General features: G+C 43.0%; 26 protein-coding genes and 1 pseudogene. 10 read left to right on the top strand and 17 right to left on the bottom strand.

Features of this window, described 5'->3' with window-relative positions:
- The first annotated feature begins 45 nt into the window (after positions 1-45).
- Positions 46-1,068, top strand: coding sequence for a signal peptide peptidase SppA (gene sppA, locus FTU45_RS08035; protein WP_005097629.1), 1,023 nt, complete (start codon positions 46-48; stop codon positions 1,066-1,068).
- Positions 1,065-1,868, top strand: coding sequence for an alpha/beta fold hydrolase (locus FTU45_RS08040; protein WP_005170030.1), 804 nt, complete (start codon positions 1,065-1,067; stop codon positions 1,866-1,868). The genes sppA and FTU45_RS08040 overlap by 4 nt, the downstream gene beginning before the upstream one ends.
- Positions 1,869-1,930: 62 nt before the next feature.
- Here the strand turns inward: FTU45_RS08040 and purN are convergent, their stop codons facing one another.
- The gene (purN, locus tag FTU45_RS08045) at positions 1,931-2,560 is read right to left on the bottom strand and encodes a phosphoribosylglycinamide formyltransferase (RefSeq protein ID WP_005170032.1); all 630 of its coding nucleotides are present in this window, start codon (positions 2,558-2,560) and stop codon (positions 1,931-1,933) included.
- Positions 2,561-2,566: 6 nt separating this feature from the next.
- On the bottom strand, positions 2,567-3,637 hold the full coding sequence (gene purM / locus FTU45_RS08050) for a phosphoribosylformylglycinamidine cyclo-ligase (RefSeq protein WP_005097626.1): 1,071 nt from the start codon (positions 3,635-3,637) through the stop codon (positions 2,567-2,569).
- Between the two features lie 135 nt (positions 3,638-3,772).
- Here purM and cxpE point away from each other — a divergent pair, with 135 nt between their 5' ends.
- The 4 genes from cxpE to FTU45_RS08070 all read left to right on the top strand — a co-directional run bounded on the left by cxpE (position 3,773) and on the right by FTU45_RS08070 (position 10,065).
- The gene (gene cxpE, locus FTU45_RS08055) at positions 3,773-4,993 is read left to right on the top strand and encodes a chloramphenicol efflux transporter CxpE (RefSeq protein WP_074383363.1); all 1,221 of its coding nucleotides are present in this window, start codon (positions 3,773-3,775) and stop codon (positions 4,991-4,993) included.
- Positions 4,994-5,007: 14 nt separating this feature from the next.
- Positions 5,008-5,712, top strand: a complete 705-nt coding sequence (gene hda / locus FTU45_RS08060) for a DnaA regulatory inactivator Hda (protein WP_005097624.1) — start codon at positions 5,008-5,010, stop codon at positions 5,710-5,712.
- Positions 5,713-5,832: 120 nt separating this feature from the next.
- Positions 5,833-7,632 carry a rhombotarget A gene (gene rbtA, locus FTU45_RS08065; protein WP_180076234.1) on the top strand — a complete coding sequence of 600 codons (1,800 nt, stop codon included), beginning with the start codon at positions 5,833-5,835 and terminating at the stop codon, positions 7,630-7,632.
- A gap of 9 nt (positions 7,633-7,641) precedes the next feature.
- Complete coding sequence (locus FTU45_RS08070) at positions 7,642-10,065, top strand: CSLREA domain-containing protein (protein WP_180076235.1); 2,424 nt, start codon at positions 7,642-7,644, stop codon at positions 10,063-10,065.
- A 333-nt stretch (positions 10,066-10,398) separates the two neighbouring features.
- On the opposite strand, the gene FTU45_RS08075 is transcribed toward FTU45_RS08070, so the two are convergent.
- From FTU45_RS08075 to FTU45_RS08095, 5 genes are all read right to left on the bottom strand, one after another.
- Positions 10,399-10,812, bottom strand: a complete 414-nt coding sequence (locus tag FTU45_RS08075; protein ID WP_005097618.1) for a DUF3106 domain-containing protein — start codon at positions 10,810-10,812, stop codon at positions 10,399-10,401.
- A complete protein-coding gene (locus FTU45_RS08080; RefSeq protein WP_005097616.1) occupies positions 10,802-11,119 on the bottom strand; it encodes a hypothetical protein in 318 nt (105 codons plus the stop codon). Before FTU45_RS08080 ends, FTU45_RS08075 begins: the two co-directional genes overlap by 11 nt.
- The gene (locus FTU45_RS08085; RefSeq protein WP_005097615.1) at positions 11,116-11,730 is read right to left on the bottom strand and encodes an RNA polymerase sigma factor; all 615 of its coding nucleotides are present in this window, start codon (positions 11,728-11,730) and stop codon (positions 11,116-11,118) included. The genes FTU45_RS08080 and FTU45_RS08085 overlap by 4 nt, the downstream gene beginning before the upstream one ends.
- A gap of 167 nt (positions 11,731-11,897) precedes the next feature.
- Entirely contained in the window at positions 11,898-12,674 is a 777-nt protein-coding gene (locus tag FTU45_RS08090; RefSeq protein WP_005097613.1) for an RNA methyltransferase, read from the bottom strand.
- Positions 12,675-12,726: 52 nt separating this feature from the next.
- Entirely contained in the window at positions 12,727-13,701 is a 975-nt protein-coding gene (locus tag FTU45_RS08095) for a class 1 fructose-bisphosphatase (protein ID WP_180076236.1), read from the bottom strand.
- A gap of 181 nt (positions 13,702-13,882) precedes the next feature.
- Here FTU45_RS08095 and FTU45_RS08100 point away from each other — a divergent pair, with 181 nt between their 5' ends.
- A complete protein-coding gene (locus FTU45_RS08100) occupies positions 13,883-14,068 on the top strand; it encodes an NF038105 family protein (protein ID WP_005097610.1) in 186 nt (61 codons plus the stop codon).
- Between the two features lie 75 nt (positions 14,069-14,143).
- Here FTU45_RS08100 and pal read toward each other — a convergent pair whose 3' ends face one another.
- The 7 genes from pal to FTU45_RS08135 form a co-directional block, all read right to left on the bottom strand.
- Positions 14,144-14,716, bottom strand: a complete 573-nt coding sequence (gene pal, locus FTU45_RS08105; protein ID WP_005097609.1) for a peptidoglycan-associated lipoprotein Pal — start codon at positions 14,714-14,716, stop codon at positions 14,144-14,146.
- A gap of 54 nt (positions 14,717-14,770) precedes the next feature.
- Positions 14,771-16,054 carry a Tol-Pal system beta propeller repeat protein TolB gene (tolB, locus tag FTU45_RS08110; RefSeq protein ID WP_171502630.1) on the bottom strand — a complete coding sequence of 428 codons (1,284 nt, stop codon included), beginning with the start codon at positions 16,052-16,054 and terminating at the stop codon, positions 14,771-14,773.
- Positions 16,055-16,258: 204 nt separating this feature from the next.
- Positions 16,259-17,572 carry a cell envelope integrity protein TolA gene (gene tolA / locus FTU45_RS08115; protein WP_180076237.1) on the bottom strand — a complete coding sequence of 438 codons (1,314 nt, stop codon included), beginning with the start codon at positions 17,570-17,572 and terminating at the stop codon, positions 16,259-16,261.
- A 3-nt stretch (positions 17,573-17,575) separates the two neighbouring features.
- Positions 17,576-18,025: a protein TolR gene (tolR, locus tag FTU45_RS08120; RefSeq protein WP_005170046.1), complete on the bottom strand. Its 450-nt coding sequence runs from the start codon at positions 18,023-18,025 to the stop codon at positions 17,576-17,578.
- Positions 18,025-18,723 (bottom strand): protein TolQ, encoded by a 699-nt coding sequence (gene tolQ, locus FTU45_RS08125; RefSeq protein WP_004279111.1) that lies wholly within the window; start codon positions 18,721-18,723, stop codon positions 18,025-18,027. Before tolQ ends, tolR begins: the two co-directional genes overlap by 1 nt.
- A 26-nt stretch (positions 18,724-18,749) precedes the next feature.
- Entirely contained in the window at positions 18,750-19,157 is a 408-nt protein-coding gene (gene ybgC / locus FTU45_RS08130; protein WP_004731733.1) for a tol-pal system-associated acyl-CoA thioesterase, read from the bottom strand.
- Positions 19,158-19,423: 266 nt separating this feature from the next.
- Entirely contained in the window at positions 19,424-20,767 is a 1,344-nt protein-coding gene (locus FTU45_RS08135; RefSeq protein WP_180076242.1) for an amidohydrolase, read from the bottom strand.
- 249 nt (positions 20,768-21,016) lie between these two features.
- Between FTU45_RS08135 and FTU45_RS08140 the strand changes: the two are divergent.
- Both FTU45_RS08140 and FTU45_RS08145 read left to right on the top strand, forming a co-directional pair.
- Positions 21,017-21,286, top strand: a pseudogene (locus FTU45_RS08140) (acetamidase); the annotation flags it as partial.
- Between the two features lie 195 nt (positions 21,287-21,481).
- Positions 21,482-22,075: a hypothetical protein gene (locus FTU45_RS08145; RefSeq protein WP_180076238.1), complete on the top strand. Its 594-nt coding sequence runs from the start codon at positions 21,482-21,484 to the stop codon at positions 22,073-22,075.
- Here the strand turns inward: FTU45_RS08145 and FTU45_RS08150 are convergent.
- Positions 22,021-22,772 (bottom strand): IS5 family transposase gene (locus tag FTU45_RS08150; protein ID WP_370981754.1). Its coding sequence is split into 2 segments (ribosomal slippage): positions 22,021-22,538 and positions 22,538-22,772, totalling 753 coding nucleotides; the frame shifts between segments, so codons are not numbered across the junction. The genes FTU45_RS08145 and FTU45_RS08150 overlap by 55 nt on opposite strands.
- Here FTU45_RS08150 and FTU45_RS08155 point away from each other — a divergent pair.
- Complete coding sequence (locus FTU45_RS08155; RefSeq protein ID WP_257223975.1) at positions 22,766-23,062, top strand: hypothetical protein; 297 nt, start codon at positions 22,766-22,768, stop codon at positions 23,060-23,062. The two genes, FTU45_RS08150 and FTU45_RS08155, sit on opposite strands and share 7 nt — an antisense overlap.
- 13 nt (positions 23,063-23,075) lie before the next feature.
- Here FTU45_RS08155 and ruvB read toward each other — a convergent pair whose 3' ends face one another.
- Positions 23,076-24,083 carry a Holliday junction branch migration DNA helicase RuvB gene (gene ruvB, locus FTU45_RS08160; protein ID WP_005097600.1) on the bottom strand — a complete coding sequence of 336 codons (1,008 nt, stop codon included), beginning with the start codon at positions 24,081-24,083 and terminating at the stop codon, positions 23,076-23,078.
- 222 nt (positions 24,084-24,305) lie between these two features.
- Positions 24,306-24,908, bottom strand: a complete 603-nt coding sequence (ruvA, locus tag FTU45_RS08165) for a Holliday junction branch migration protein RuvA (RefSeq protein ID WP_005097599.1) — start codon at positions 24,906-24,908, stop codon at positions 24,306-24,308.
- Positions 24,909-24,963: the final 55 nt, after the last annotated feature.

A 24,963-nucleotide genomic window follows, 5' to 3' on the forward strand; every position in this document is an offset into this window, starting at 1 on the left:
AGTGTATATAATGGGTTCAATATAAATCAATTTATTGGATTATTTATGTCCGATTGGCCACCAAAACCTGAAAATCAAATACAAAATACGCAACAGCCAGTTCAACCGACTGGTCCGGAATGGAAATTGCTGGAAAAAGCGGTTTTAGCTTCGGTTGAAGAGCAGCGCCGTGCGCGCCGTTGGGGAATTTTCTTTAAATTCCTGACTTTTGCTTATCTGCTTGTGGTGATTTTGGCACTCGGCAAGAGCTGTAGTTCAGTTTCCTCAGATGCCAGCGCTGGCGCAGGTGCTCATATTGCCGTCGTCGATATTATTGGTACGATTGCTGCCGACAAGCAGAGTGTCAACAGTAGCAATACGATTAAATCGCTGAAAAAAGCTTTTGAAAATAAACAAAGTAAAGCCGTAGTGCTGAATGTCAACTCGCCGGGTGGTTCACCGGTACAGTCCGATGAAATCTGGCAAGAAATTCAGTATTTGAAAAAGCAGTATCCCGAGAAAAAACTCTATGCAGTGATCGGTGATACCGGTGCTTCGGGTGCTTATTATATCGCTTCTGCTGCGGATGAGATTATTGTCAATCCATCGAGTTTAGTCGGTTCGATTGGTGTGATCATGCCAAATTATGGCGTGAGTAATTTGCTGCAAAAGCTTGGTGTTGAAGATCGCACCATGACTTCAGGTGACAATAAAGCCTTGCTGTCGATGACTCAACCAGTCGATCCTGCACAAAAAGCCCATGTACAAGGTGTCTTGGATAATGTGCATAGTCACTTTATTAATGCGGTAAAACAGGGGCGTGGTAATAAACTGAAATCAACCGATCCTGCGATTTTCTCTGGTTTGTTCTGGACCGGTGATCAGGCGGTGAAACTAGGAATCGCAGATCGGATCGGAAGTTTAAATACCTTGAAGCGCGAACTGAAAACTGAAAGAGCCTTGAATTATACCATTGAATATAGTCCATTTGAGTCCGTATTGGGTCGCATGGGCTCATCGATTGGTGACGGAATTGCCACTTCAGTTGCGCAGAAACTTCAGTCAGAAAACAGTACGACATTGCAATGAAACCATTGATTCATTTCGCGCACGCCAATGGCGTGCCATCGAAAGTCTATCAAAAGCTGTTTGATGGACTGCAAGATGATTACGATATTATCTATGTGCCGCTCTTAGGGCCTGATAAACGTTATCCAGTGGATAACCATTGGAAAAGCCTGACTCAGCAAGTGATTGACAGTATTGTGCGTCAGTCAAAAGGTCGACCGGTGATTGGTTTGGGACATTCTCTAGGATCAGTATTAACTTTCCAGGCTACCTTGCAGCGTCCCGAACTGTTTTCGCAGATGATCATGCTGGACCCGCCGATGATTATGGGTAAAGAAGCCTTTGCCTTGCATCTTGCGAAAACTTTGCGCTTAAAAGCTTTGGACAGAATGTCTCCGGCAGGTCTGTCCAAGCGCCGTCGTGATCATTGGGATTCACGTGAACAGGCAGCAGCGTTGTTGCGTCCTAAAGGTTTTTATCAAGACTTTGATGCCGATTGCTTCCAGGCCTATATTGAGCATGCCTTGCAAGATGATCCGATTCGGGGCGGAGTAGAACTCACCATCCCTAAAAAGGATGAAGTGGCCGTGTTTAGAACCAATCCCTCACTGTGGTGGTTGCCTCAGGCGAAACCGAAAGTTCCGGTACATTTGGTCGTGGCTGAGCAAGGTCCATTTCTGGCCCGCAAGTTCCCGCAGCAGGTCGAAAAGAAATTTGGTATTCCTTTTACCGTGGTAGAGGGAGGACATATGTTTCCATTGGAACAACCCGATCAGGTAGCGGACTTAGTAAAGCAATTGATTCAGCAACAATCTGTTTGAATCATTAAAAAGAGAATATAAAAAACGCATCCGAGGATGCGTTTTTTTATATTTAAATGAGGTTAAAACTTGCAGAATTGAACAGGTTCTTGCATTTTCTCGTTTCGATATAGCACACCGTCTTCAGTGTGTTGAATGGTACCGCTACAAATCCATTCTACGACTTGAGGATAGATTACATGTTCAAGGCTATGCACACGCATTGCCAAACTGTCTACCGTATCGTGGTGAGAAACCTTGAGCACACCTTGAGCAAGCGCTTGGCCTGCGTCAAGTTCAGCCGTGACATAATGCACCGTACAGCCGTGCAGAACATCACCGGTATTGAGTACACGCTGATGGGTATGCATGCCTTTGTAATAAGGCAATAGAGAAGGGTGAATGTTCAACATTTTCCCCTCCCAGGCTTTTACAAATTTTTCACTTAAAATTCGCATAAAGCCGGCAAGTACCACCAGATCCGCATCCCAGTCCAGCAGTTGCTGATGCATCACATCATCAAACGCTTCTCGGTTTGGATATTGCCTGTGTTCAATAACTGCAGTTTGAATTCCTGCTTGTTGCGCACGCGTTAAAGCAAAGGCTTCAGGTTTATTGGAAATCACGCCGACAATTTGCCCTGAAAGATTGGCATCAATCAAGGCTTGTAGATTTGATCCGCTACCTGAAACAAGTACAGCAATTTTAATCATGCGAAATTATGCGAAGATCACACGAATTTTTTCGTCTGCACCTGCAACCGATTCAGCATTGTCTTGAATCTGACCCATTGTCCATGCTTTCTCACCAAGACCGTTGAGTAATTCAACAGTTTTGTCAGCTTCATTTGCATCAACCACAAGCACCATGCCGACGCCACAGTTAAAGGTACGATACATTTCAAACTGCTCTACACCGCCTTCACGTTGTAGAAGTTTGAATAGCTCAGGCCATTCCCAAGAAGATTCATTCACAAGCGCTTGAGCACCATTTGGAAGGACGCGAGGTAAGTTACCTGGCAAACCGCCACCGGTGATGTGCGCCATTGCGTGTACATCGACATGTTTAAGCAATTCGAGAATCGATTTGACATAAATACGGGTTGGTTCCATTGCAACATCTGCAAGTGGGCGACCATCAACGATTTGAGTTAAATCAACATTTTTCACGTCTAGAATTTTACGAAGCAGTGAGTAACCGTTTGAGTGCGCACCTGAAGAAGCAACACCAACTAAAACGTCACCGGCTTTGACTTTAGAGCCATCAATAATTTTGCTTTGCTCAACGACACCGACACAGAAACCTGCAAGATCGTAATCTTCGCCTTCATACATGCCTGGCATTTCAGCAGTTTCACCGCCGACCAGTGCACAGCCAGCAAGCTCACAACCAGTACCGATACCAGTGACAACATTTGCAGCAACATCCACATTCAAATGACCAGTTGCATAATAGTCGAGGAAGAACAGTGGTTCAGCACCACACACGAGAAGGTCGTTAACACACATTGCCACCAGGTCTTGACCAATTGTGTCATGACGGTTCAAATTCAATGCTAAACGTAATTTTGTACCCACACCATCTGTGCCAGATACGAGAACAGGTTCTTCATAACCTTTAGGAATTTTACAAAGTGCACCAAAGCCACCTAGACCGCCCATAACTTCGGGACGTGAGGTACGCTTAGCGACAGATTTGATACGATCGACTAACGCGTCGCCCGCTTCAATGTCGACACCTGCATCTTTGTAGCTTAAACCAGTATTTGGGGTAGAAGTTGAGTTGCTCATAATGAAGTCTCCGCATTCGCGGTGGCGATTATAACCTGAATATATAAAACTCTTATGGTATTTCTGATCTAAAATGCTATCTTTATTGAAATATTTTAATTTTTAGAATGATTAATAGAGAAAAGGCGAAACTTTATGGTAGATCGCACATTGCGTCGCGTGTTTATCCTAGCTGGGATAGCTTTATTGTTATGGACTTTATACTTATTAAAACCCGTTGTAATTCCATTTGTTGCAGCACTTTTAGTGGCTTATCTATTTAGCCCGCTGGTGGATAAATTGCATGATGTGGGTCTGCCGCGTTGGCTTTCTATTAGTATCGTTTTTATCGGAATCGGAATTGTACTGACCTTGGCCATCTGGTATTTAGTGCCACTGATCTGGCAACAGTTGATGTATGCACGTGACAATATACCCGCGATCATTGGATGGATTAATTCGACCTTTTTACCATGGTTGTCCAATACCTTTAATGTCGTTGAAATGGAAATTGATACCAATCAGATTTCTGATGTGGTCATGAATTATGTACAAACCAATTATAGCGCAGACAGTATTCAGGCATTCTTGTTACGCCTTGCTCAATCCGGAATTAATTTTCTCCAGATTGGCGGTACGATTGTCTTAATTCCCATCATTGCCTTCTATTTCCTGCTGGATTGGGATCGTATGCTGGGGAGTTTGCGCCGCCTGATTCCACGTCCTTATGAAAAAAGTACACTAAAAATTGTGGGCGAATGTCATAGCGTGCTGGGTGCTTTTGTTAAAGGGCAGTTTCTGGTCATGATCTTGCTGGGAATTGTCTATGCGGTGGGCTTGCAACTGATTGGTCTTGAGGTTGGATTGATTATTGGTATGGTGGCAGGTCTGGCCAGTATTATTCCTTATCTGGGCTTTGCAGTCGGTATTATCGCAGCGGTGATTGCGACCTTACTGCAATTTGGGATTGACTGGTGGCAACTGGTATTGGTCGGCATTGTGTTTATGGTCGGACAGGCAGTTGAAGGTTATATTCTGCAACCATTCTTGCTGGGCGATAAAATTGGTCTTTCTCCTGTTGCCGTAGTATTTGCCGTATTGGCAGGTGCACAGCTGGCAGGCTTCCTGGGAATGCTGATTGCATTACCGGTGGCAGCCGTCATTGTGGTACTACTGCGGCATGTACGCGAGTACTATGAACACACAACATTTTATGGCGATCGGGCCATTGTGATGCAAGATGCCTCTACTGGTTCAATCAATATCGAAACAGCAGACTTAGATGTTGATATTGAAATGAAAAAGCCAGAGAAAAAACCGCTGCAAGCAGAGGAGAACTCAAGTAAAATTCATGATCCCCATGGTAAAGACTCATAAGGCCAAAAAATCATATGCGTCAATTGCAGTTAGATATAGAACCTCAGCTCGATGCCCGAATCAGTGATTTTTCAGGGCCAGGTTGGGGGCATGTGATTGATGCAGTGCGTCAATTACATGCAGGCTTAATCAGCCGTTTTTATGTCTATGGTGGGGCGGGTACAGGAAAAAGTCATTTATTGTCTGCTATCTGTGACTCTTATCTTGAAGTAGGGAAATCTGCGATTCAGGTCTCTTTACTTGAGCTTCTAGATGCACCGACCGAGGCGATTACCTCGCTGGATCGTTTTGATCTGGTCGCACTCGATGATATTGAAGCGATTAGTGGTGTGCCGCATTGGCAGCGCGCGGTCTTTCATCTGATTAATTATAATAATGAAGGCGGCGGACAGCTGGTATTTTCTTCACGCTTTGCGCCGATTGAACTTAAGCTTGAGCTGCCAGATCTACAGTCACGCTTAACACAAGCGGTGAGTACCCGTGTGCCGAGTGGTAGCCTTTATGCTGATCGTTATGCGCTGGTTTCATCCGTACTGGATCGTCGGGGGATTCATTTAGATCCTCAAATTTTTGACTATTTACTGAGTCATGGGCCACATCAAACTTCGGTACTTCTTCAGAGATTAGAGCAAATTATTCAACTGCTTAAGGGAGAAAAACTGAAGGTCAGCAATGCCAATCTGCGACAGATTTATGCCTTGATTGACGAATATCGGTAAATCATAAAAATTCTTGAGTAATTACTCAGTCTATGCCACAGTAAGGCAAAATAATTCACAGTTGCAAGGATTCTGCAACTTTAGAAGAAAAAGAAAGAAATAAAAATTAAGGAGAAGGTTATGCTCAAGAAGAGCATAGGCATGGCTTTGCTGTGTATGGCAGGGCAGGCGTATAGTGCAGATATTATTGTAACCACGACAGAAGATATTGAAAAAGATGACAAGGAATGTTCACTTCGAGAAGCCGTTGAATATATTAACCGGGGCTTAGCCAAAGAAGGTTTTATGGGATGTGGTGGAGAAAATTCATCCAGTACCATTATTTTAAAAGAAAAAAATACTTATGTGCTCAATAAGCATATAGCAATCAAAAAATCTCTAAGCATTCGGTCTGTAGCTGATAGCGATGAAGAATTCAGTACAACTGAAAAAACACTGGGTCTGCATAATGCCCATATTCAAATGCAAGGAACTGACAATCTATTTCGCCTTAACAGCACAGATACACTAGTTCAGCTTAACTTAAAAGAACTAGACCTCGAAGGCTGTGGCAAAGTCAGTTGTGCTGAACAAGGTGGTCTGATTCATAATAAAGGCCAAGTGGTGGTTGAATATAGCCGTTTATTTAATGGTGCAGCCAATTTGGGTGGGGCAATTTATAATACGGGACAATTTGGTCAGAACTTTCTCAGTCGTGTTGAAATTAAAAATAGCCTGATTGAAAATAACAAAGCACAACGAGGTGGCATTTTATATAGCGAGTTGCCCGCTTTCCTTATCAGGCAAAGTGTCCTTAAAAATAACCAGACCTTAAATAACTCGGCGGCCAATATTTATAGCGCCGGGCAGTTTGCTGACACAGAGAATCTTCAAAACATTAGTGCCGAAGTATTAAGTAGTACCCTATTAAAAAATAAGGGGACACTCATTAATGTCATGGACGGGATGGGATTAAATAACCTAACGATCGTTGATAATGCTGATACTGCTTTACGTATGAATGCCCCGGCTGGCAGGGCTTATGTGGCAAATAGTATTATTTTAAGAAATGGTGCACAGGACTGCCAAATTGAAAACGGCGATAAAACCCTGATTCAAAACAATCTGCTGACTGTGTCCTGCGGTACAGGGGATGCTGTTGCTCCAAATGAGCTTTGGAATGGTACACAAATCTTAGCCGAAGCTTCAAATAAGAGTGAAGGTGTTTGTCAAACCTTGAGTGAAAATAGCACAGCCATACTTTGTCCATACAGCGTTGCTAAAGGGCAATTTCTTGGTTATATGCGTCCACGTATTTTATTAAGTCATAATCAGGTCAGCGACTCATCTATTGTAAATAGAGGTACAGCGCTTAATCTTGCAGCCCCGACAGTGGCATGTGAAGCTGCTGACCAGCGTGGTATCAACCGTTTAATGGATAATCTGTTCTGTGACCGTGGTGCGATTGAAATCACTGTGCCAACCTCAGGGAGTCTGGTTGGACAAGACCTGTTAAAAGGTGAAATTGCCAAATTTTCAATTGAATCCTTTTTGGGTGATAGTGATTTAATTCCAAAAGAACAATGCAATGTCATGGTTGGTCAACAGCCGACAGGTGAGCCTTGGCAAGATGGATGTTTGAAAGTTGTGCAAACTAAAACAGAGTCCAAAGGTAAAACACGCATCGATATTCATGGCAATGTGGTGTATACCCCAGATTCGACTTGGCATGGGGCAGATATCTTCGAGCTGCAAGTGGTAACCACATCCACGCGATTTAATAAAAGTAAACCTTATCTGACCATTACCACTCAAATCGTGCAGGAGCCAAAAAATGAAATGGAAGACAAATCAGTCAAAACTTCAGGTGGTGCATGGGGCTTTGGTGGGCTACTGATTTTAATTGGGTTAATGGGTTTGCGCCGTGAATTAAAAGATTAAGGAAAAATCATGAAAAATTATAAAAAAGGACTGCTTGCGGCCATGATTTTATCTGCCATGAGTTTGATGGCAGCCGAAGATAAAACCATCTATGTCACCACTTTGGTGGATGAAGACGGAGAGAACAGTAATGCCTGCTCTTTGCGAGAAGCGATTAAAACTGCAAAACTAGATAAATCCTATGGTGGATGTAACGTCGGCCGTACGCTTCGGCTGGATGGTTCAGCCCCAGACGTGATTCAGCTTGAAGCGGGTGAATACAAATTAGACAGCGAACTTGTCATTGAGTCCGCGCTCAAAATTTATGGAAAAACGCCCTTTAGTTATACCAGTCGTAGTCCGATTACGAATTTATACCCAACCCGTGATGCTTTAAAAACCACGATTTCAGGTCAGGGAAAAACCCGTCTCTTTAACAGTATGGCCAGTCAATCCAGTCTGGAAGTCTATCATCTCATCTTAAAAGATGGTTATGCGGCAAAAAATACACAGGATAAGGGCAATGGCGGTACCTTTTATGTGGCGGGCCCCTTAAGCATTAATAGCAGTGAAATCGTAAATTCCCGGGCAGAGGCAGAAGGGGGGGCTATTTATACGGTGGCGATGAATACCGAAAGGAGTGTGATCATCCAGGATTCGCTGCTTCACCGAAATAAGGCAAGTTCATATGGTAGTGTGCTGGCTATGGATTGCCAGGGGAATTTAGGGACGACTCAAACCAATGTAAAAGTTATTTCTAGTAGTATTGTTAAAAATGGGTCAGAAAATACGGCCAGCATTCTTGATTTTTGTGGTTATGCAACCGTAGAGTTGAATAATTCTACCATTGCCAAAAATACTGCGAGTCAGACAGGACATATTTTGCGTATGACCAATCAAGCTAATCGCCCTCTCAGTGCCTTTTCCAGTTTAACTGCCTTAAGTAATACTATTGTTGAGAATGCAGCTCAATCTACTTTATTTTATGACAAAACAGGTTCTAAATATTTCTATTTTAATGTTTTAGCATTTAATCAGGGCTTATCTTGTGAATATGCCTTAAATCAGGGGAATCCGACTAAGGAGCAAAGCGTCGTATTTACTACTGTTAAAAATGCCATACAAACCACTGGACTATCACGTTGTGTATTGCCAGAGTTAGATGCGGATGAAACTTCAAACAATCTTGACGTTTCTGACAGCACGATAAACAACTTATTAACAGCCTATATTGAGCCTGCAATTGATAACCGTTTTCTAGGCATGTATTACCCACGTGATAATGGAACAGCTACAGATTTGGTAGATGTGGGGGTAAGTGGCTGTGCTGAACAGGATCAACGTGGCATTGATCGGGTGGTGGGATCTACTCTTACCTTAAATCCAGATGCAAAAAATAGCTGTGAAATCGGTTCAATCGAAATCCGACGTCTGACCGCAGCAGATATCACAGATCTGAAAAATAGCAGCTTGGTCGATTTGAATAATTTTTATCAGGACAATATAACTGACATAAAAAGTATTATTACAAATAAGAATACGCCAGCAGAGGAAATACCTGGTTTAAAGGAAGAGTTAAAAGAATACGAAGATTTACTTAAATATACCAAGCAATATCAGCAATACCGTGCAATTTATGTCAATCCCTTTGTGCTGGCCATGCCTCAGGAAACCTTGATGGGCAATACGGTTCAAACCAAAGTCTTGAATGCACAAAATTATGATATTAGTGTTAAGTCTTTAGGAGTAGGTGAGTTAATTGGTACCGGTAGTTCGACCAGTGTGAAGGGTGATCCGAATGACCCCAATCTTAAGTGTGAATGGAAGCCTGATCTCAACCGGATCATGATGTATCGTACCGATGGGAAAATGACCAAGGCAACAGATATGGAATTCTGTAGCTATACTCTCAGCTATACTCTCAAAGATAAGGCCACGGGGATCAGCAGTGCTGGAATTTTAAAAGCAGCTTTTAACAATATTGCACCGATTGCCAAGAGTGATGAATATTGGATTAGCCCAGAGAATAATCTGACAGTGACTGTGAATCCACTTGAAAATGATAGTGATGATGGTGATGGGCCTCTACCTTCAGGAAAGTCGGCTTTTTATCAGGATAAAGATGGAAAAGAGATTCCAATTCGTATTGTGAAGATTCCTGCCGGAGTTTCTCTTAATGCAGAGCGACAAGGCCCTTGTCCTGATACTTATCAGCGCGAGACCTGCTATGGTGGAAAGCTGACATTTAGTGTGAGAAATAACTTAAGTCAGGCAGATTACAGCATGCAGTATACGATTTTTGATGCAGATGAAAAAATGTCTGAAACAGCAACGATCCTGCTACGAAATACGGTAAAAAATGCCAATACGTCATCAAGTGGTGGTGGCTCATTCGGAATTTGGGGACTATTCGGATTATTTGGGCTGGTCGCTTATCGCCGTCTAAGAAAATAAAACCTAATTGGAAAATTCAAAAGCCTCCATTTGGAAGAATGCTGATCAGTTAAGGAGTTTAGAAATAGACGCTTTAACTTTTTAGTGGTTCACGATGGAGTCTTAAGGTTTTAAATCAAATATTTGTCATATCATTTGTGACTTTGGTTTTGCTCAAATGAGAAGCGGAGTTTCACAAGGAAGGCATCTTGCGGAGCAATACACCTCATGCATCCAACAGTTGCGGATGACTTTTCCACCTGGCAAATATGATCATGAATTTAAAAAAGAAAATGCCAGTCAATTGTTTAACTGACTGGCATTATCTATTTGGAGGCTTTTTATATGGGTCGCTTAATGCGAGCTAGAGGGTGGTTGAGTCGTTTGCTGGTATTTGAGGATGTACTCTTCCCGAATGGCAAGTCGTTCTTCAGGTTTGGCATTTTGCATGCGTAAGCCAAGTTCTCGACGTTCCTGACTGCTCATCATTTGCCAAGTCTCACGCATTCTTTGTTTTTCAACCTCAGGAAGCTGGGTAAACCAGTCCATACGCTGCTGTAAGCTGACGCTCTGCTGTTCTGGAATTTCCTTGAGGGACTGATAGCGTTTAATAAGTGCCAACTGTTCGGAATCAGAAAGACTATCCCAGGTATCGGAAACCTGAGTATTTGCATCTTTAGAAAAGATCCAAAAACGTTCAAATCCTGCAAAACTGGTTTGCAGAAAACTGAATGCACAAAAAGCAATTGCCAATCTTTTAGCTGCCATGTGGAACTTTGTCCTCACCTAGAACCATTAGCATTTCTAAATCTTCAAGCATTTGTGGGGACAGTTTCGGTACTGACACCATTTGGGTTTGCGGCTCATTGTGGCTAGAAATATTGGGTAATACTACAACACCTGCAATTGCTGCTGCCAAGGCAAAACCTGACATTTTTAAAAATGCAAAACGTGAATGTTTAGAATCCTGAATTTCTTCAAGAACATGGTGCATGACAACAGGTTTGTGTTTATGTTGTTGTGCCAGTCCATCGAGTTTGGAAGTTACTTGTTTTAAGAAATCATCTTGATTCATTCGGATGACCCTCCCAGATATGGATTTAAATGTGCCAAAGAGGTACGTAAGCCTTGAATAGCACGGTGATAATGAGTTTTTACACTGCCTTCTGAGCAGTCCATAATTTGTGCGGTGGTATGCGTATCAAATCCTTCCCAAGCTCTCAGCATAAATGCCTGCTGCTGACGTACAGGTAGTTTGGCAATAGCTTCCTGGATTTCTTCAGCTGTCACTGCCTGATCCAGAAAGTCCAAAGGCGTCGGTGTAGCTTCGTCCACGATATCCTCAAGTTCAATTTCGTCATCATCCAGACTGACTTTCTTAAAAAATGAAAACATCTGACCACGCCGTGCTTCTTTACGACGCCAATCCTGTAATTTGTTGTTCAGAATTGTATAAAATAGGGGATACCATTCTTCAGTACTTTTTTCCGCATAGGATTTATGTAAGGAAATGAAAGCTTCCTGAACCAGATCCATGGCAATACCATGATGACCTTGAGTTGCACTTTCCATCATCACCAAGGCGCGTCCAGTCACATCTTGCATAAAATTCTTCAGACGTGCTTCAGCCGTACTCTTCAGAATACTTACATCGTGTGATTGCAACTGTTTTGGTGCTAAATCCATAGAGATGGAAAATCCTGTCATTGGACACCCACCATGATTCCCAAGTTCATAATCATATAACGTTGGGAATTATGGTTTGGTTGACAATTAAGTTTATTATTTTTGTAGTGTAATCTATTTTATAAACGGACAGGGCCGAATTAAAACACTGTAACCTAAATCCCTAATTAGATACGTTGACGTACCATTTCAAAGAAACAGATCGATCCTGCAATTGCAACATTTAAGGATTCCTGACCACCCGGCTGCGGAATACTGACAGCTTCTGCGTGTTGCATTGCATAATCAGAAACGCCTTGACCTTCATTGCCCAAGATCCATACGCAAGGTTTACCTAAATCTTTTGAGTACAGACTTTCGGCACGATGTGAGCTGGTGACGTATACAGGAATTTGAAATTGCTCAAGAATTTGTTCAAGTGCAATATTTTCAAAAGTTTGCAGCGTGAAGTGTGCGCCCATACCGGCACGTAATACTCGTGGTGACCAAAGTGATGCAGAACCTTTGGTGCAGACAATCTGTTCAATACCGGCTGCTGCTGCAGAGCGAAGCAGGGTACCAACATTACCCGGATCCTGTACATTTTCCAGAATTAAAGTGTCGGCTTTAAAATCCAGTGCATAATTTGCTGTCGGTAAAGTGACCACAGCTAAACAGGCTAAAGACGTTCCTAAGGTGCTTAAATCTTTGTATAAAGATTCGCTTAAAACAAAGACCATCCCTGTGTATTTTGCGAGAATTTTCTCGAAATCAGGATGCGAAAGTGCATGTTCAGTGGTAAAAATCGAATCAATTTTACGGTTTTCATGCAGCCAGGCGAGAGACAGATGTGTGCCTTCCAGCACAGTTTGCCCCTGTTTTTTACGATAGGTGTTTTGTTCAATCAAACCACGTAAGTGTTTAATTTTTGGATTGTCTTTTGAATCAAGAAAAAAAGTTGGCATGGGAGATATAATCCACGGTAGCCGATTCAATATCGGCTACCGCTATAAAAAATTAGTTATGATAGCTGGTCACAAGATCAACTTCGTTTTTAGAACCGATAATCACTGGCACACGTTGATGTAGATCAGTTGGTTCGATCTCCAGAATACGGACACGGCCTGTGGTGGATGCGCCGCCAGCCTGCTCCATGAGCATACTCATTGGGTTGGCTTCATACATTAAACGCAGACGACCAGCTTTAGCCGGATCTTTAAAGTCGTATGGATACATGAAGATACCGCTACGACAAAGAATACGGTGAATATCGCCCACCATACAGGCAACCCAGCGCATATTGAAATCTTTTTCACGAGGACCGGTTTTGCCTGCCAATAATTCATCGATATAACGTTGTACTGGTGCTTCCCAGTGGCGTTGATTCGAGGCATTGATCGCATATTCTTTGGTATCTGCAGCGACTTGAATCGCTTCAGAAGTTAGCAGGAATTCTTGAGTTTCCGGGTCAAAGGTAAAGAACACTACGCCTGCACCGACAGTCAATGCCATCATGGTCGATGGACCATACAGTACATAACCTGCAGCCACTTGATCGACACCGGCTTGCATAAAGTCTTCGGCCTGAGTCACGGCATTTTTCGCAGGAAGAATCGAGAAAATGGTACCGACACACATATTGATGTCGATATTACTTGAACCATCGAGTGGATCGAACAAGACCAGAAATTGACCATTTTCTTGTGCAGGGGTGAATTCATCCAGTTCTTCTGAGGCCAAACCACCGACATTCGGGTGTTGCTGTAAAGCATCAATCAGATAATCATTGGAAATGACATCCAGTTTCTTTTGCTCTTCGCCTTGAACATTTTCATGCTGTGCACTTCCCAATACACCCGCTAAAGCACCTTTTTGCAGCAACAGATCGATGTCCTTGCAAGTGTTTGCAATCGTTTCAATAACTTGTGCAAGTTCAGGTGTGAGATTCCCGCTTTGTTGCTGTAAAAACTGGGATAGGGTGCGGTATGACATAAGGGAAAACTCCAAGACTTAAATCGGGAAAAAATGATCAAAACGATATGCGGCTATATTTTAGATGAGAACGTACTAAAAGAAAAATCAAACTGGATTATTTGTATCGATTTTGCCCTTGCAACTCCTGTGGAAAGTGCTATGTTGAATGCAAGGGAAAATTGAGAATAGGAGCACAGATATGACAACATTAAAGTTTGATGCGACTCCAACGCCAAGTGAAGGCATTACTTTAGATGATATCTCTGAAGACAAGATGAAAGAAGCCTGGCGGGATTATGAAGCAAAACCAGAGTACAAACAATTCAATAAACACGACCTGATTGAATCGATGCAAGCAGTTGAACCAGGCCAGACCGTAGAATAAACAGATTTGTTCATTCAACCCAATAAAAAGCACTCAATCATGAGTGCTTTTTATTTGATACGCCAGCATTGAAAATTATTTCAACAATGGTGGTACCGCTTCATAATTAATTTCAACACGGCGGTTTTCTTTCCAGGCATTTTCATCATGACCTGGATTGATTGGCATTTCCTTACCATAGCTGACGGCTTCTAATTGAGCAGCATTTACACCAGTAGTCACCAGGAAGCTTTCAACAGCTTTGGCACGACGCTCACCAAGCGCCATGTTGTATTCACGGGTACCACGTTCATCGGTGTGACCGGTGAGTGCGACACGTGAGTTGGCATTGGCCATCAGGAACTGTGCATGTGCTTGTAGGGTACGAAGATCTTCATTGCTGAGTTCAGTACTGTCATAGTCAAAATGTACGACACGTTTTGCCAAGAAAGCCTTGTTTTCCGCAGTGACACCCTTTGCCGATGCACCCGCCATGTTTTGTGCATTTAATGCAGCATCTTCACTCAGACCTTGCGTATCCACTGTGGTTGAGCTGGTTGTATCTAAACCGCCGGTTTGAACTTCAGCGGCAGGCTTACGACTCGCACAACCTGTCATGACGACAGCTGCTGCTAAAAGTGGTAAGGCAAATAATTTTACTTTGTTCATCTTCATCTCCATGAAGTTTGATTATGAGGTAAAAGGTTTATACAGATACCAATGTTATTTTGGTGCCCAAGCCGGTTCACGGACTTCGCCCGTTTCACTTGGCAAGTTCATACGGAAACGACCATCTAGTGACATGATCGACAGAAGTCCGCGCGCGCCTTCACGTGTGGCATACACCACCATCTGGCCATTTGGCGAGAAACTTGGTGATTCGTCTAGAGTTGTTGGCGTCAGAATATTATTTACACCAGAGTTCATGTCTTGAACGGCAACCCGATAGTTACTGCCGCTTGGACGATGAACCAATGCAAGTTTCTTGCCATCTGCGCTCAGCGTACCACGTGCATTAAATGCACCACGGAAGGTCAGACGTTTATTGCTACTTGAAGCGAGATCATGGCGATAAATCTGTGGAGATCCACCACGATCAGAAGTAAAGATAAAGGATTTTCCATCTGGAGCATAACGTGCTTCGGTATCGATCGCACTGTCATTGGTCATACGTTGTAATTGACGTGTTTCCAGATTCATCTGATAGATTTCCGGATTGCCATGCATGGATGCAGTAAACAGCATGCTCTTGCCATCTGGAGAGAAACTTGGTGCGCCATTTAAGCCACGGAAACTGGCCAGTTTTTCGCGTTGTCCTGTGGCCAGATCCTGTACATAAATTGCCGGACGTTTGGTTTCAAACGAGACATAAGCAATTTTTTTGGCATCCGGTGTCCAGGCTGGAGAAAGAATCGGATCACGCGAAGTCAAAATTGTTTTTGGCTGTTCGCCATCGGTATCGGCAATTTGCAAGGTATAACGTTGTTCTGGTGTTGCTGGATTACGCAGTACATAAGCAATACGTCCAGTAAAATCACCTGGAATGCCAGTTAATGCCTGATAGATGGCATCACTGATCATATGCGCTGCCTGACGGGTCCGTGAGGCTGGAACAGTTAGTAATTCATTTAATAGATATTGTTTTTTTTCGATATCGTATAACTGATACTGGATTTCAAAAGAACCATCCGCTGTGGTTTTTGATGAACCGGTCACGACATAGGGAACGCCAGCGGATGCCCAAGCTTCTGCATTCGGGTTATTTAATGTGGCAGTCGCAGGCAGGTTTTTTGAAGCACTGGTAAATCTGCCTGAACGATTCAAGTCATTTTCAACAATAGGATAGATGCTCTGATCCTGACTGAATGGCACAATGGCGATTTTAGGTGCTGCCTCAGGTGCCTTGGTAATTTCCAGATGCAACTGGGCATAGGACTGAGTTGCCAAGACAGAACTTAAAGCGCCAATGATTGCGAGGCAGAGTAGGTGTTTGCGAGTCTTTTCCATCATTCGTTATTTACTCAAATCAACGGATTTATTGTATAGGTAGCTTGGGCTACATCATCGCATGGATTTAATAGAATAAAACCAGGATTTTATGACCAAACTGTTATGACACTGTGAAAAATGAATATTATTTAATCATATTAAAGTGAAGTTTAGCTGAAAAAATCAAAGCCATCACCTCAATAATGTGTGATGGCTTGGTTTTTATTGTGCGGTAAAGGTTGATGTAAAACTTCGTGCTTCTCGGCGTGCATCTGGATCTGAAGGCATCGGATAAGGCGCAGCAGCCCGCACCGCAGCTTCGACACTGGCTTTCATGTCTGCATCACTTGAGTTCACGATGACAGAAACCACACCGCCATTGTCATTCAAGGTCACACGAGCAGTAGCGCGCTGACCTGACGATCCCACTGGGGTATCCCAAGCACGTTTAATTTTATTTTCGAAATCACGTTTTGCAGTAGACGCAATCCGTTTTGATTCCGCTTTTTTCTGAGCAGCTTCTTCAGCGGCCTGTTTGGCTGCTGAAGCCTTGGCATCTGCCTCTGCTTTGGCTTTTGCATCGGCATCTGCCTTACGTTTTGCATCCGCGTCTGCTTTGGCCTTTGCAGCAGCATCGTTTTTGGCTTTTGCATCGGCATCCGCCTTACGTTTTGCATCCGCCTCAGCTTTTGCTTTAGCTGTCGCCTCAGCTTTGGCCTTTGCAGCAGCATCGTTTTTGGCTTTTGCATCGGCATCCGCCTTACGTTTTGCATCCGCCTCAGCTTTTGCTTTAGCTGTCGCCTCAGCTTTGGCTTTTGCATCCGCCTCAGCTTTACGTTTCGCCTCCGCATCTGCCTTACGTTTTGCATCCGCGTCAGTTTTTGCTTTAGCTGCCGCCTCAGCTTTCGCCTTTGCAGCAGCATCTGCCTTGGCTTTCGCAGCGGCATCGGCTTTTTGTTTGGCGGCCAAATCCGCTTTTTTCTGAGCATCTAATTTGGCTTTCTGTGCAGCGTCCGCTTTACGCTGTGCATCGATTTCAGCCTTACGAGCAGCTTCGGCATCTGCCTTGGATTTTTGTGCTGCCTCCGCTTTTGCTCTGGCTGCTGCCTGTTTCGCCTGTTCGGCAGCTTCGGCACGTTTCGCTGCTTCAGCAGCTTGTTGTACAGCCTTGGCTTGCGCTACCTCTTTGAGTTCCTGCTGGGCTTTTTGTGTATCCACTTTCGGTGCAGGCGGAGCAGCAGGTGTGGCAGGCGCCGCTGTCGGAATGACTGGCGCAGGCTCAGGACTAGGTTCAGCTGTTTGAGTAATTTCTTCTGCGACATTTTCATGTGCAGTTTCCTCAAACGGCGTTTCTTCTCGGGTGACCGGTTTGAGGTCCTCAGGTTTGATCAGGACCGTTTTAATCTGCTTCGGCGGTTCAGGTGGTTTACTCATGCCAAGATAAAGTAAACCCACCAAAGCCACGGCATGGATTCCTAAGGTGAATCCAATCGCGATGGCTTTTTTCTGAAATGGTGGTTTTTTATAATCTTTCATACATTATTCTAATGGCTGGGTCAGTAAACCGACCTGAGATAAACCGGCATCCTGCAGGCTGGACATTAAGGCCATGACATCGCCATAAGGACGGGTATTGTGGCCATTGATCACGACATTCAGCACTTTATTGTCATTTTGTGCCTGTGTTTGCGCTTCAACAAGGGCAGCAGTCAATTCATCCAGCGTAACTGGGCCAGTGGCCTGATTTTTATGTTCTAAATAATAGGAACCATCTTCTTTCAGGGTGACAATGGTCGGTGCATCTTTAGATTCAATCGGTAGCCCATTGGCCTGAGGTAGGTCGACCTTTATGCCACTGGTGATCATGGGTGCGGTGACCATAAAGATCACCAGAAGCACCAGCATCACATCAATATAAGGTACGACATTCATGTCACTTTTCAGTGGCTTTTTAATACGCTGAAAGCGTCCTGAACCTTGAATCGCCATTAGTCTTTGTCCTGAGTTATGCCCACGGACTGACGTTGTAGCAGTGCCACCATTTCTTCGGCAAACAGGGCACGATCAGAGTAAACGGTTTCACCTTTGGCCGTGAAATGGTTAAAGGCCAACACCGCTGGAATAGCTGCGAACAGGCCAATGGCAGTTGCAATCAGGGCTTCAGCAATACCAGGTGCAACCGTCGCCAGTGTCACCTGATCGACATCTGCCAGGCCAATAAAAGCGTTCATGATGCCCCAGACGGTACCGAACAGACCAACATAAGGTGCAACCGAACCAATACTGGCCAAAGCACCGAGTCCTTGCTCCAGATGACCTTGATCACGGCTCAGGCCGACACGCAGAATACGCTCTGTTCCTTCAATGGACTGGGCAGTCGGTGCATGGCGTTTTTTCAGTTTCAGGAACTCACCCAGACCCTGATAGAAAATATCTTCAAGGCCAGTGCGTTTAGAGTTGAGCTGGGCATTGTTATACAGGGTATTCAGTTCAGCGCCAGACCAGAAGATTTTCTGGAAATGTTCATCATCGGCCTGGGCTTTTTTATAACTCATATAGAGTCTGGCAATCAGATACCAGCTATATATTGAGGCTAACAGAAGAGAAAGCATCACCAGTTGTACGACAGGGCTTGCTTGTAAAATAAGATCTGAAACTTGAAGAGATGATTCTAACTGAGTCGCCATAGTTGTTACGTGTGCCAATAAATTTTTTAGTCTTGTTCCAATTCTTTTTGAATTAGTTCGCGTATTTCATCCGGGAGTCGACGTGGTCGCATCTCTGCACTGATACATGCCAACTCAACCTCACCCGATGCAAGCATGATTTCACCACGATAAATATTTTGTTGCAATACAAATGATGAAGCTTTACATGAAATCACACGTGCAGTAACAGTAATTAAATCATCCATCAAGATGGGGCGCATATATTTGACATTAATTTTGTGTACCACAAAATTATATTCTGCCTGTTGCCAGTAATGACTGACTCCGGCAGCACGCAACCATTCGGTACGGGTACGTTCCATATAGCGAATGTGGTTAGCATGGTAGACAATACCACCTAGATCAGTATCTTCAATATATACGCGGATATTGAATTCAAAATGATTCGCCATAGTTTTGTTCCATGCAGATGTTCGAAATTTTTGCTTGTTTTTTGGAGAGAGGAAAATCCTTGAATTTGCCGGATTCCTGTCCAAAGTCAAGCAATTTAGCGGGACAAAGTTTAGCATTTTGAGTTTTGAGACCAATGGCACAAGATGTCAAATCTGGCTAGAAATAGTCAAGAGGAAGCGCAGAGCACCTGATAGCTCATTTATAAAACAGCAGAAGATGATGAAATGCGCGAGCTCATCAACTCGCGCATTTTTATAGCAGGCAATTAACCTTTATTGTTCTGTTTCCAGTTGGCCTGAACCTGTTCAGCCACTTTTGGATAATCTAGAATAAAGCGCACATGACTTTCGACACCGGTTTTTAAGGTCGCATCATCGACAATAAAGTTCGGATTATGGTTTGGCGCGGCTTTAGCCGGATCTTGATCGGCCGGCGTGGCACCGACAAAGGCAAACAGGGATGGCATGAGCTGGCCATAGTAAGCAAAGTCTTCACTCGCACTGGCATTATTATCCAAGACATGCAATTTATCTTCACCATGGACTTTGGCCAGGGTCGGTTGCATCAGCTTGGTCAAAGTTTTGTCATTGGTGGTGACCGGGGCATAAGGCGCAATTTCGACTTTCACCTTGACATCGTTGGCTGCTGCATTGTGTTCTAGCATCTTCGGTAAGTCTTTTAAAATGCCTTGACGAACGTCTTCACTATTGGAGCGAATAGTCCCGACCATATTGACCTGATCTGGAATCACGTTACCGGTGGTACCACCCTGAATGCTACCAATACTGACCACGCCCATTCCTTTGGTCAGATCCGCTTTACGGCTGATCAAACTTTGCAGATTGGTGACCATCTGGGCAGAGGCATAAATTGGATCTTTTCCTGCCCAAGGCATCGAACCATGAACCTGACTTCCATTGACCTGGATGCGTAAATGATCGGCACTGTTTAAAATGGCACCATCTTTGTAGAAGATATTGCCACTTGGCATACCGGCCATGACATGCATACCGAAAATGACTTCAGGTTTTGGATTTTTCAGGGCGCCGTCCGCAATCATTTTACGCGAACCAATCTGATCGCCTTGGGTAAAGTTATCAATATCTGCACCACCTTCTTCGGCTGGCTGGAACACAAATACCACCGTTCCTGCAATTTTATCTTTGTTAGCGGCCAGAACTTTGGCTGCACCCAGTAACATGGCGGTATGCGCATCATGACCACAGGCATGCATCACATAAGATTCTTTGCCCTGATAAATGGCTTTTTGTTTGCTGGCGAATGATACCGGTGCAGTTTCCTTAATTGGTAATGCATCCATATCTGCACGCAATGCCATGACCGGGCCGGGTTTACCACCTTTTAGTACACCGATCACACCCGTTTTGGCATAACCTTTTCGTACTTCAATCCCATAGGATTTTAATTCTTTTTGAACCAGTTCCGAGGTTTTAAATTCCATATTCCCCAGCTCAGGATATTGATGAATATGCTGGCGTAATTTTATGGTGTGCGCTTCAGCCGTTTGTACAGAATCATCAATCCAGTCGGCCAGACTGAGTTGGCTACAGAAAAGAAGAGGAAGACAAAGGGAAATCTGCTTATACATATTCATACTTGGGGAGAACCTTAAGAATTTTAAATGGTTAAAGTGATTCTCTAGGATTGCATATTGATTTAAATTTGACCAAAACTCTCTAAGTATTATGATAATACCTTTAAGGTATATTGCTTGTTAGACCTTGTTCTAAAAGAGCTTTATGAATACTTTTACATTGTAAAATTATGTACCCTTATTTATTTTCTATATGCTAAAGGTATCAAAATTATCAATAAGACAAAATAAAAACAAATATCAAAAATAGATCAGGACAAGATTCCGCGACAATCATTAACGCAACCTTTGGGCGAAAATGATGAGTTGTGGATTACTCTAGGTTTAGATGAAGACTTAGACGAAGCCATGCGTAAATCGACACGCGAAGCAATCCGTTTTTTGGTCAATGAATACGGAATTTCAGAAGAAATTGCTTATGCATATTTAAGTGCTGCAACGGATTTTAAAGTATCGCAAGTGGTAGATAAAACCAAAGGTATTCACGCGATGATTCGTAAAGCGGACTTTTAGGAGTTTAAGAAAAAAGAGAAGTAATTTTTTTATTTAGTTTTTTGTTTTGTGCTTTTGCCAACTGATTTAGACATGTCAGTTGGCTTTTTCTTTTGTAATGGTTTGAAAATTTTTAGAATATCAATAATAAAAATTTATTGAAATGAAATGGGGAAATTGTGGCAGAGCAGAATAATAATGCAGTGATGATTTCAATTGCCATGGACAGTGCCACAGCAGCCTTTTGATCAAACGGCAAGTGTTGTAGAGAATCCAAATAGAAAGATGGAGCTTGATCTCAATCATTCGACAGATACGACAGCAATTTCATCATTTACTTTATCTGTCATTATTGCGCTTATTTTAGGTAGTTTCGCAACTTGGCTTGCTTATTGGTATGGACGTAAGAGTTTTCAACTCACAGAACTATCTTTTAAAGTAGTAAGTGAAGATATTAAAGAAGCAGCAGAATCTCATAGAAATATGACTAAACAACTTATAGAAAGTCAAGAAAATTTAAAAAGAGTTGAATTACAAGAAGAATATTATAGAGGTTGGAAACTTAAGTTAATAGACGATCTTGCTGTATTGAAACCATTAGTGCATAAATACATTACATTGTTAGGCTCTGTAGCTTTAGTACTAAATGATGTGAAAGACTGGTTCAAAAATAATGAATACGAAGATATGCGTTCAGAATTAAAGAGTTTAGAAGATGATATATTCCCTTTAATAGCTCGTATTAGGGTGTGTCCTCATTTGGCTTTGCACCAAATAAATATACAGGCTATACGAATCATAGATTTATAATTGCGTGCCAGTTTATCAAATCGAGTTGCAATAGCACGGAAATGTTTTAATCTCGCAAAAGCATTTTCAACTAAATGTCTTAATTTATATAGATATTTATCAAACTCCTTATTCGATCTCTTACTGTTTGATCTCAATGGAATAATGGGAATCATATTCTTGTTCTTGGCATATATTCTAATGTGCTCAGCATCATACCCCTTATCAGCAATGAGATAAGTTGCCTCGTCTACCGTATCAATCAGTTGTTTTGCAACTTGACTGTCGTGGACGTCACCCCCAGTGATTTTAAAATCAATCGGTAATCCATTCGCGTCGGTTGCAAGATGTATTTTTGTTGTTCGTCCACCACGTGATTGTCCAATTGCTCTTTCGAAACCATGCCGAGCTCCACTTGCATGTTGATGCACGCGTATGTAACTTCCGTCAATGAATACCCATTCTTGATCCAAGACGCCTCGTAATCTAAAAAAAATTTATCCCACAATCCCTTGCTTGCCCAACGATTAAAGCGATTGTAAGCAGTTTGCCAAGGACAAAATTCTTGGGGAATATCACGCCATGTGGCGCCTGTACGCAGTTTCCATAAGATCGCTTCCATGATATTTCTACTATTCTTTGAACAGTAACAACCGTGTAATCGCATAGTATCTTGAATTTGCTGCCAGATATCATCGGTGAGAAGAGTACGTGCCATTGAAAAAATATAGAAATCAAAAGAGCTTAAAGGAGGATTTTAAGTATTTAAAACCAATTTTTCAAATGAGGACACGCCCTAGTACTCATTTAAAAATGTTAGTAGAGGAAGATCATGAATTAGTATCTGAATGGGACGAATTTGAGCGTTATCTCACTCAGCTACAAATCATGTGTATTACCGCGGTAATTGATAAAGAAGGTATTGCTGATAGTTTCAAAGCTCTAAACATTGTAGTAGATTCTCTTATTCAAAATTTGAAATCTATATTCAATAAAAAAGCAGCCTAAGCTGCTTTTTGAATCACTTTTCTTTTGGCTCAGGTGGTGTCAATCCAAACTGTAAATAGGCCATATTGGTGGCAATACGGCCACGTGCAGTACGCATCACATAACCTTGCTGAATCAAATATGGTTCAATCACATCTTCCAGCGTACCAGAATCTTCTGCCATGGCAGCAGCCAACGCTTCAACACCAGCAGGGCCACCATCAAAACGTTCTAATAACATCGATAGATAACGGCGGTCTAAAGTATCTAAACCATCTTTATCGACTTTGAGCATGTCCAAAGCACGTTGCGCCATATCCTGATTAATTTCACCAGTGCCTTTGACCTGAGCATAGTCACGTACACGACGCAATAAGCGGTTGGCAATACGCGGTGTACCCCGTGAGCGACGGGCAATTTCTTTTGCGCCATCACCGGTCATGGGTACATCCATCAGGTTGGCTGAACGTTTGACAATGTGGGTCAAATCTTCAACTGAATAAAATTCTAAACGCTGTACGATGCCGAAACGGTCACGCAAAGGAGAGGTAAGCAGACCTGCACGTGTGGTTGCTGCAACCAGGGTAAAGGGTGGCAAATCCAGTTTGATTGATCGTGCAGCAGGCCCTTCGCCAATCATGATGTCGAGCTGGTAGTCTTCCATCGCTGGATAGAGAATTTCCTCAATCACCGGTGAAAGACGGTGGATCTCATCAATGAACAGGACATCACCTTCTTCCAGATTGGTCAGCATGGCGGCCAAATCACCGGCACGTTCTAGCACCGGACCTGAAGTCGACTTAAGATTACCGCCCATTTCGCGGGCAATAATATTCGCCAGCGTGGTTTTACCCAGGCCGGGCGGGCCAAAAATCAATGTATGATCCAGCGCTTCTTCACGGCCACGGGCGGCACCAATAAAGATTTCCATTTGCTCTCGAACCACAGGCTGACCAATATAGTCATCGAGTGAGGTTGGACGGATGGCACGATCAAAATGATCTTCTGGTTTTTCAGAACCACTGATGAGACGGTCTTGCATATCTTTTGAGTTAATCTCTATGGTTTATTTGAGGTGAATAAAGTCATAGCCTCAAAATGCTTTAACAATTCGTATGCCATTGTGCAGGCATGCTCTTACTTTTGACAGGGCAAAAGTAACAAAACCCTTTGCAAAAATAATGGCACATCCTATGCCATATTTCTGCGGCAGCATCCATGCTGCCTTCTCATCTTCATTTTGCAGCGAATATTTAAATCAGTATTAACGATTCATCGATTTTAATGCGGCACGAATAATGTCGCTGGCTTCAGTGTAATCTGCTTTAACCGCATTAATCAGTTTTTGCGCTTCAGCAGGTTTATAACCCAAAGACTGTAATGCAGCTTCTGCTTCAGCCACGGCTGAATTGCCCATAAACTGAATCTGTGGTGCAGTTGAATTGCTTGGCGCAGCACCTGAAGCCATGGCTTTAAAACGGTCACGTAATTCAATCATTAAACGTTCAGCGGTTTTTTTACCGACACCGGGAACTTTGACCAAGGTATTCACATCTTCATTTTCAACGGTATGAATCAGCATTTCCACACTTAAAGTCGAAAGAATACCCAAGGCCATTTTGGGACCCACGCCGTTGACTTTGAGTAAGGTGCGGAAAATGGTTTTTTCCTGAGCATTGATAAAGCCATACAGCAACTGTGCATCTTCACGCACGGCCAGATGGGTCCAGAGTGTGACTTGTTGTCCTTTTTGCAGCTGGCAGAAAGTCGTCAGCGGCGTATCAATTTCATAACCGACGCCATTTACATTTAACAGTACGGTGGGTGCTTCTAAAGCCAGTACTTCACCAATCAGACATCCAATCATCTTTTATCATCACTAAATTCAGTTTTGCTGCATAGTAGTCAGCATTTTCCGGAAA

The organism is Acinetobacter sp. YH12106 (assembly GCF_013418995.1).
In the GTDB taxonomy this organism is placed as follows: domain Bacteria; phylum Pseudomonadota; class Gammaproteobacteria; order Pseudomonadales; family Moraxellaceae; genus Acinetobacter; species Acinetobacter pseudolwoffii.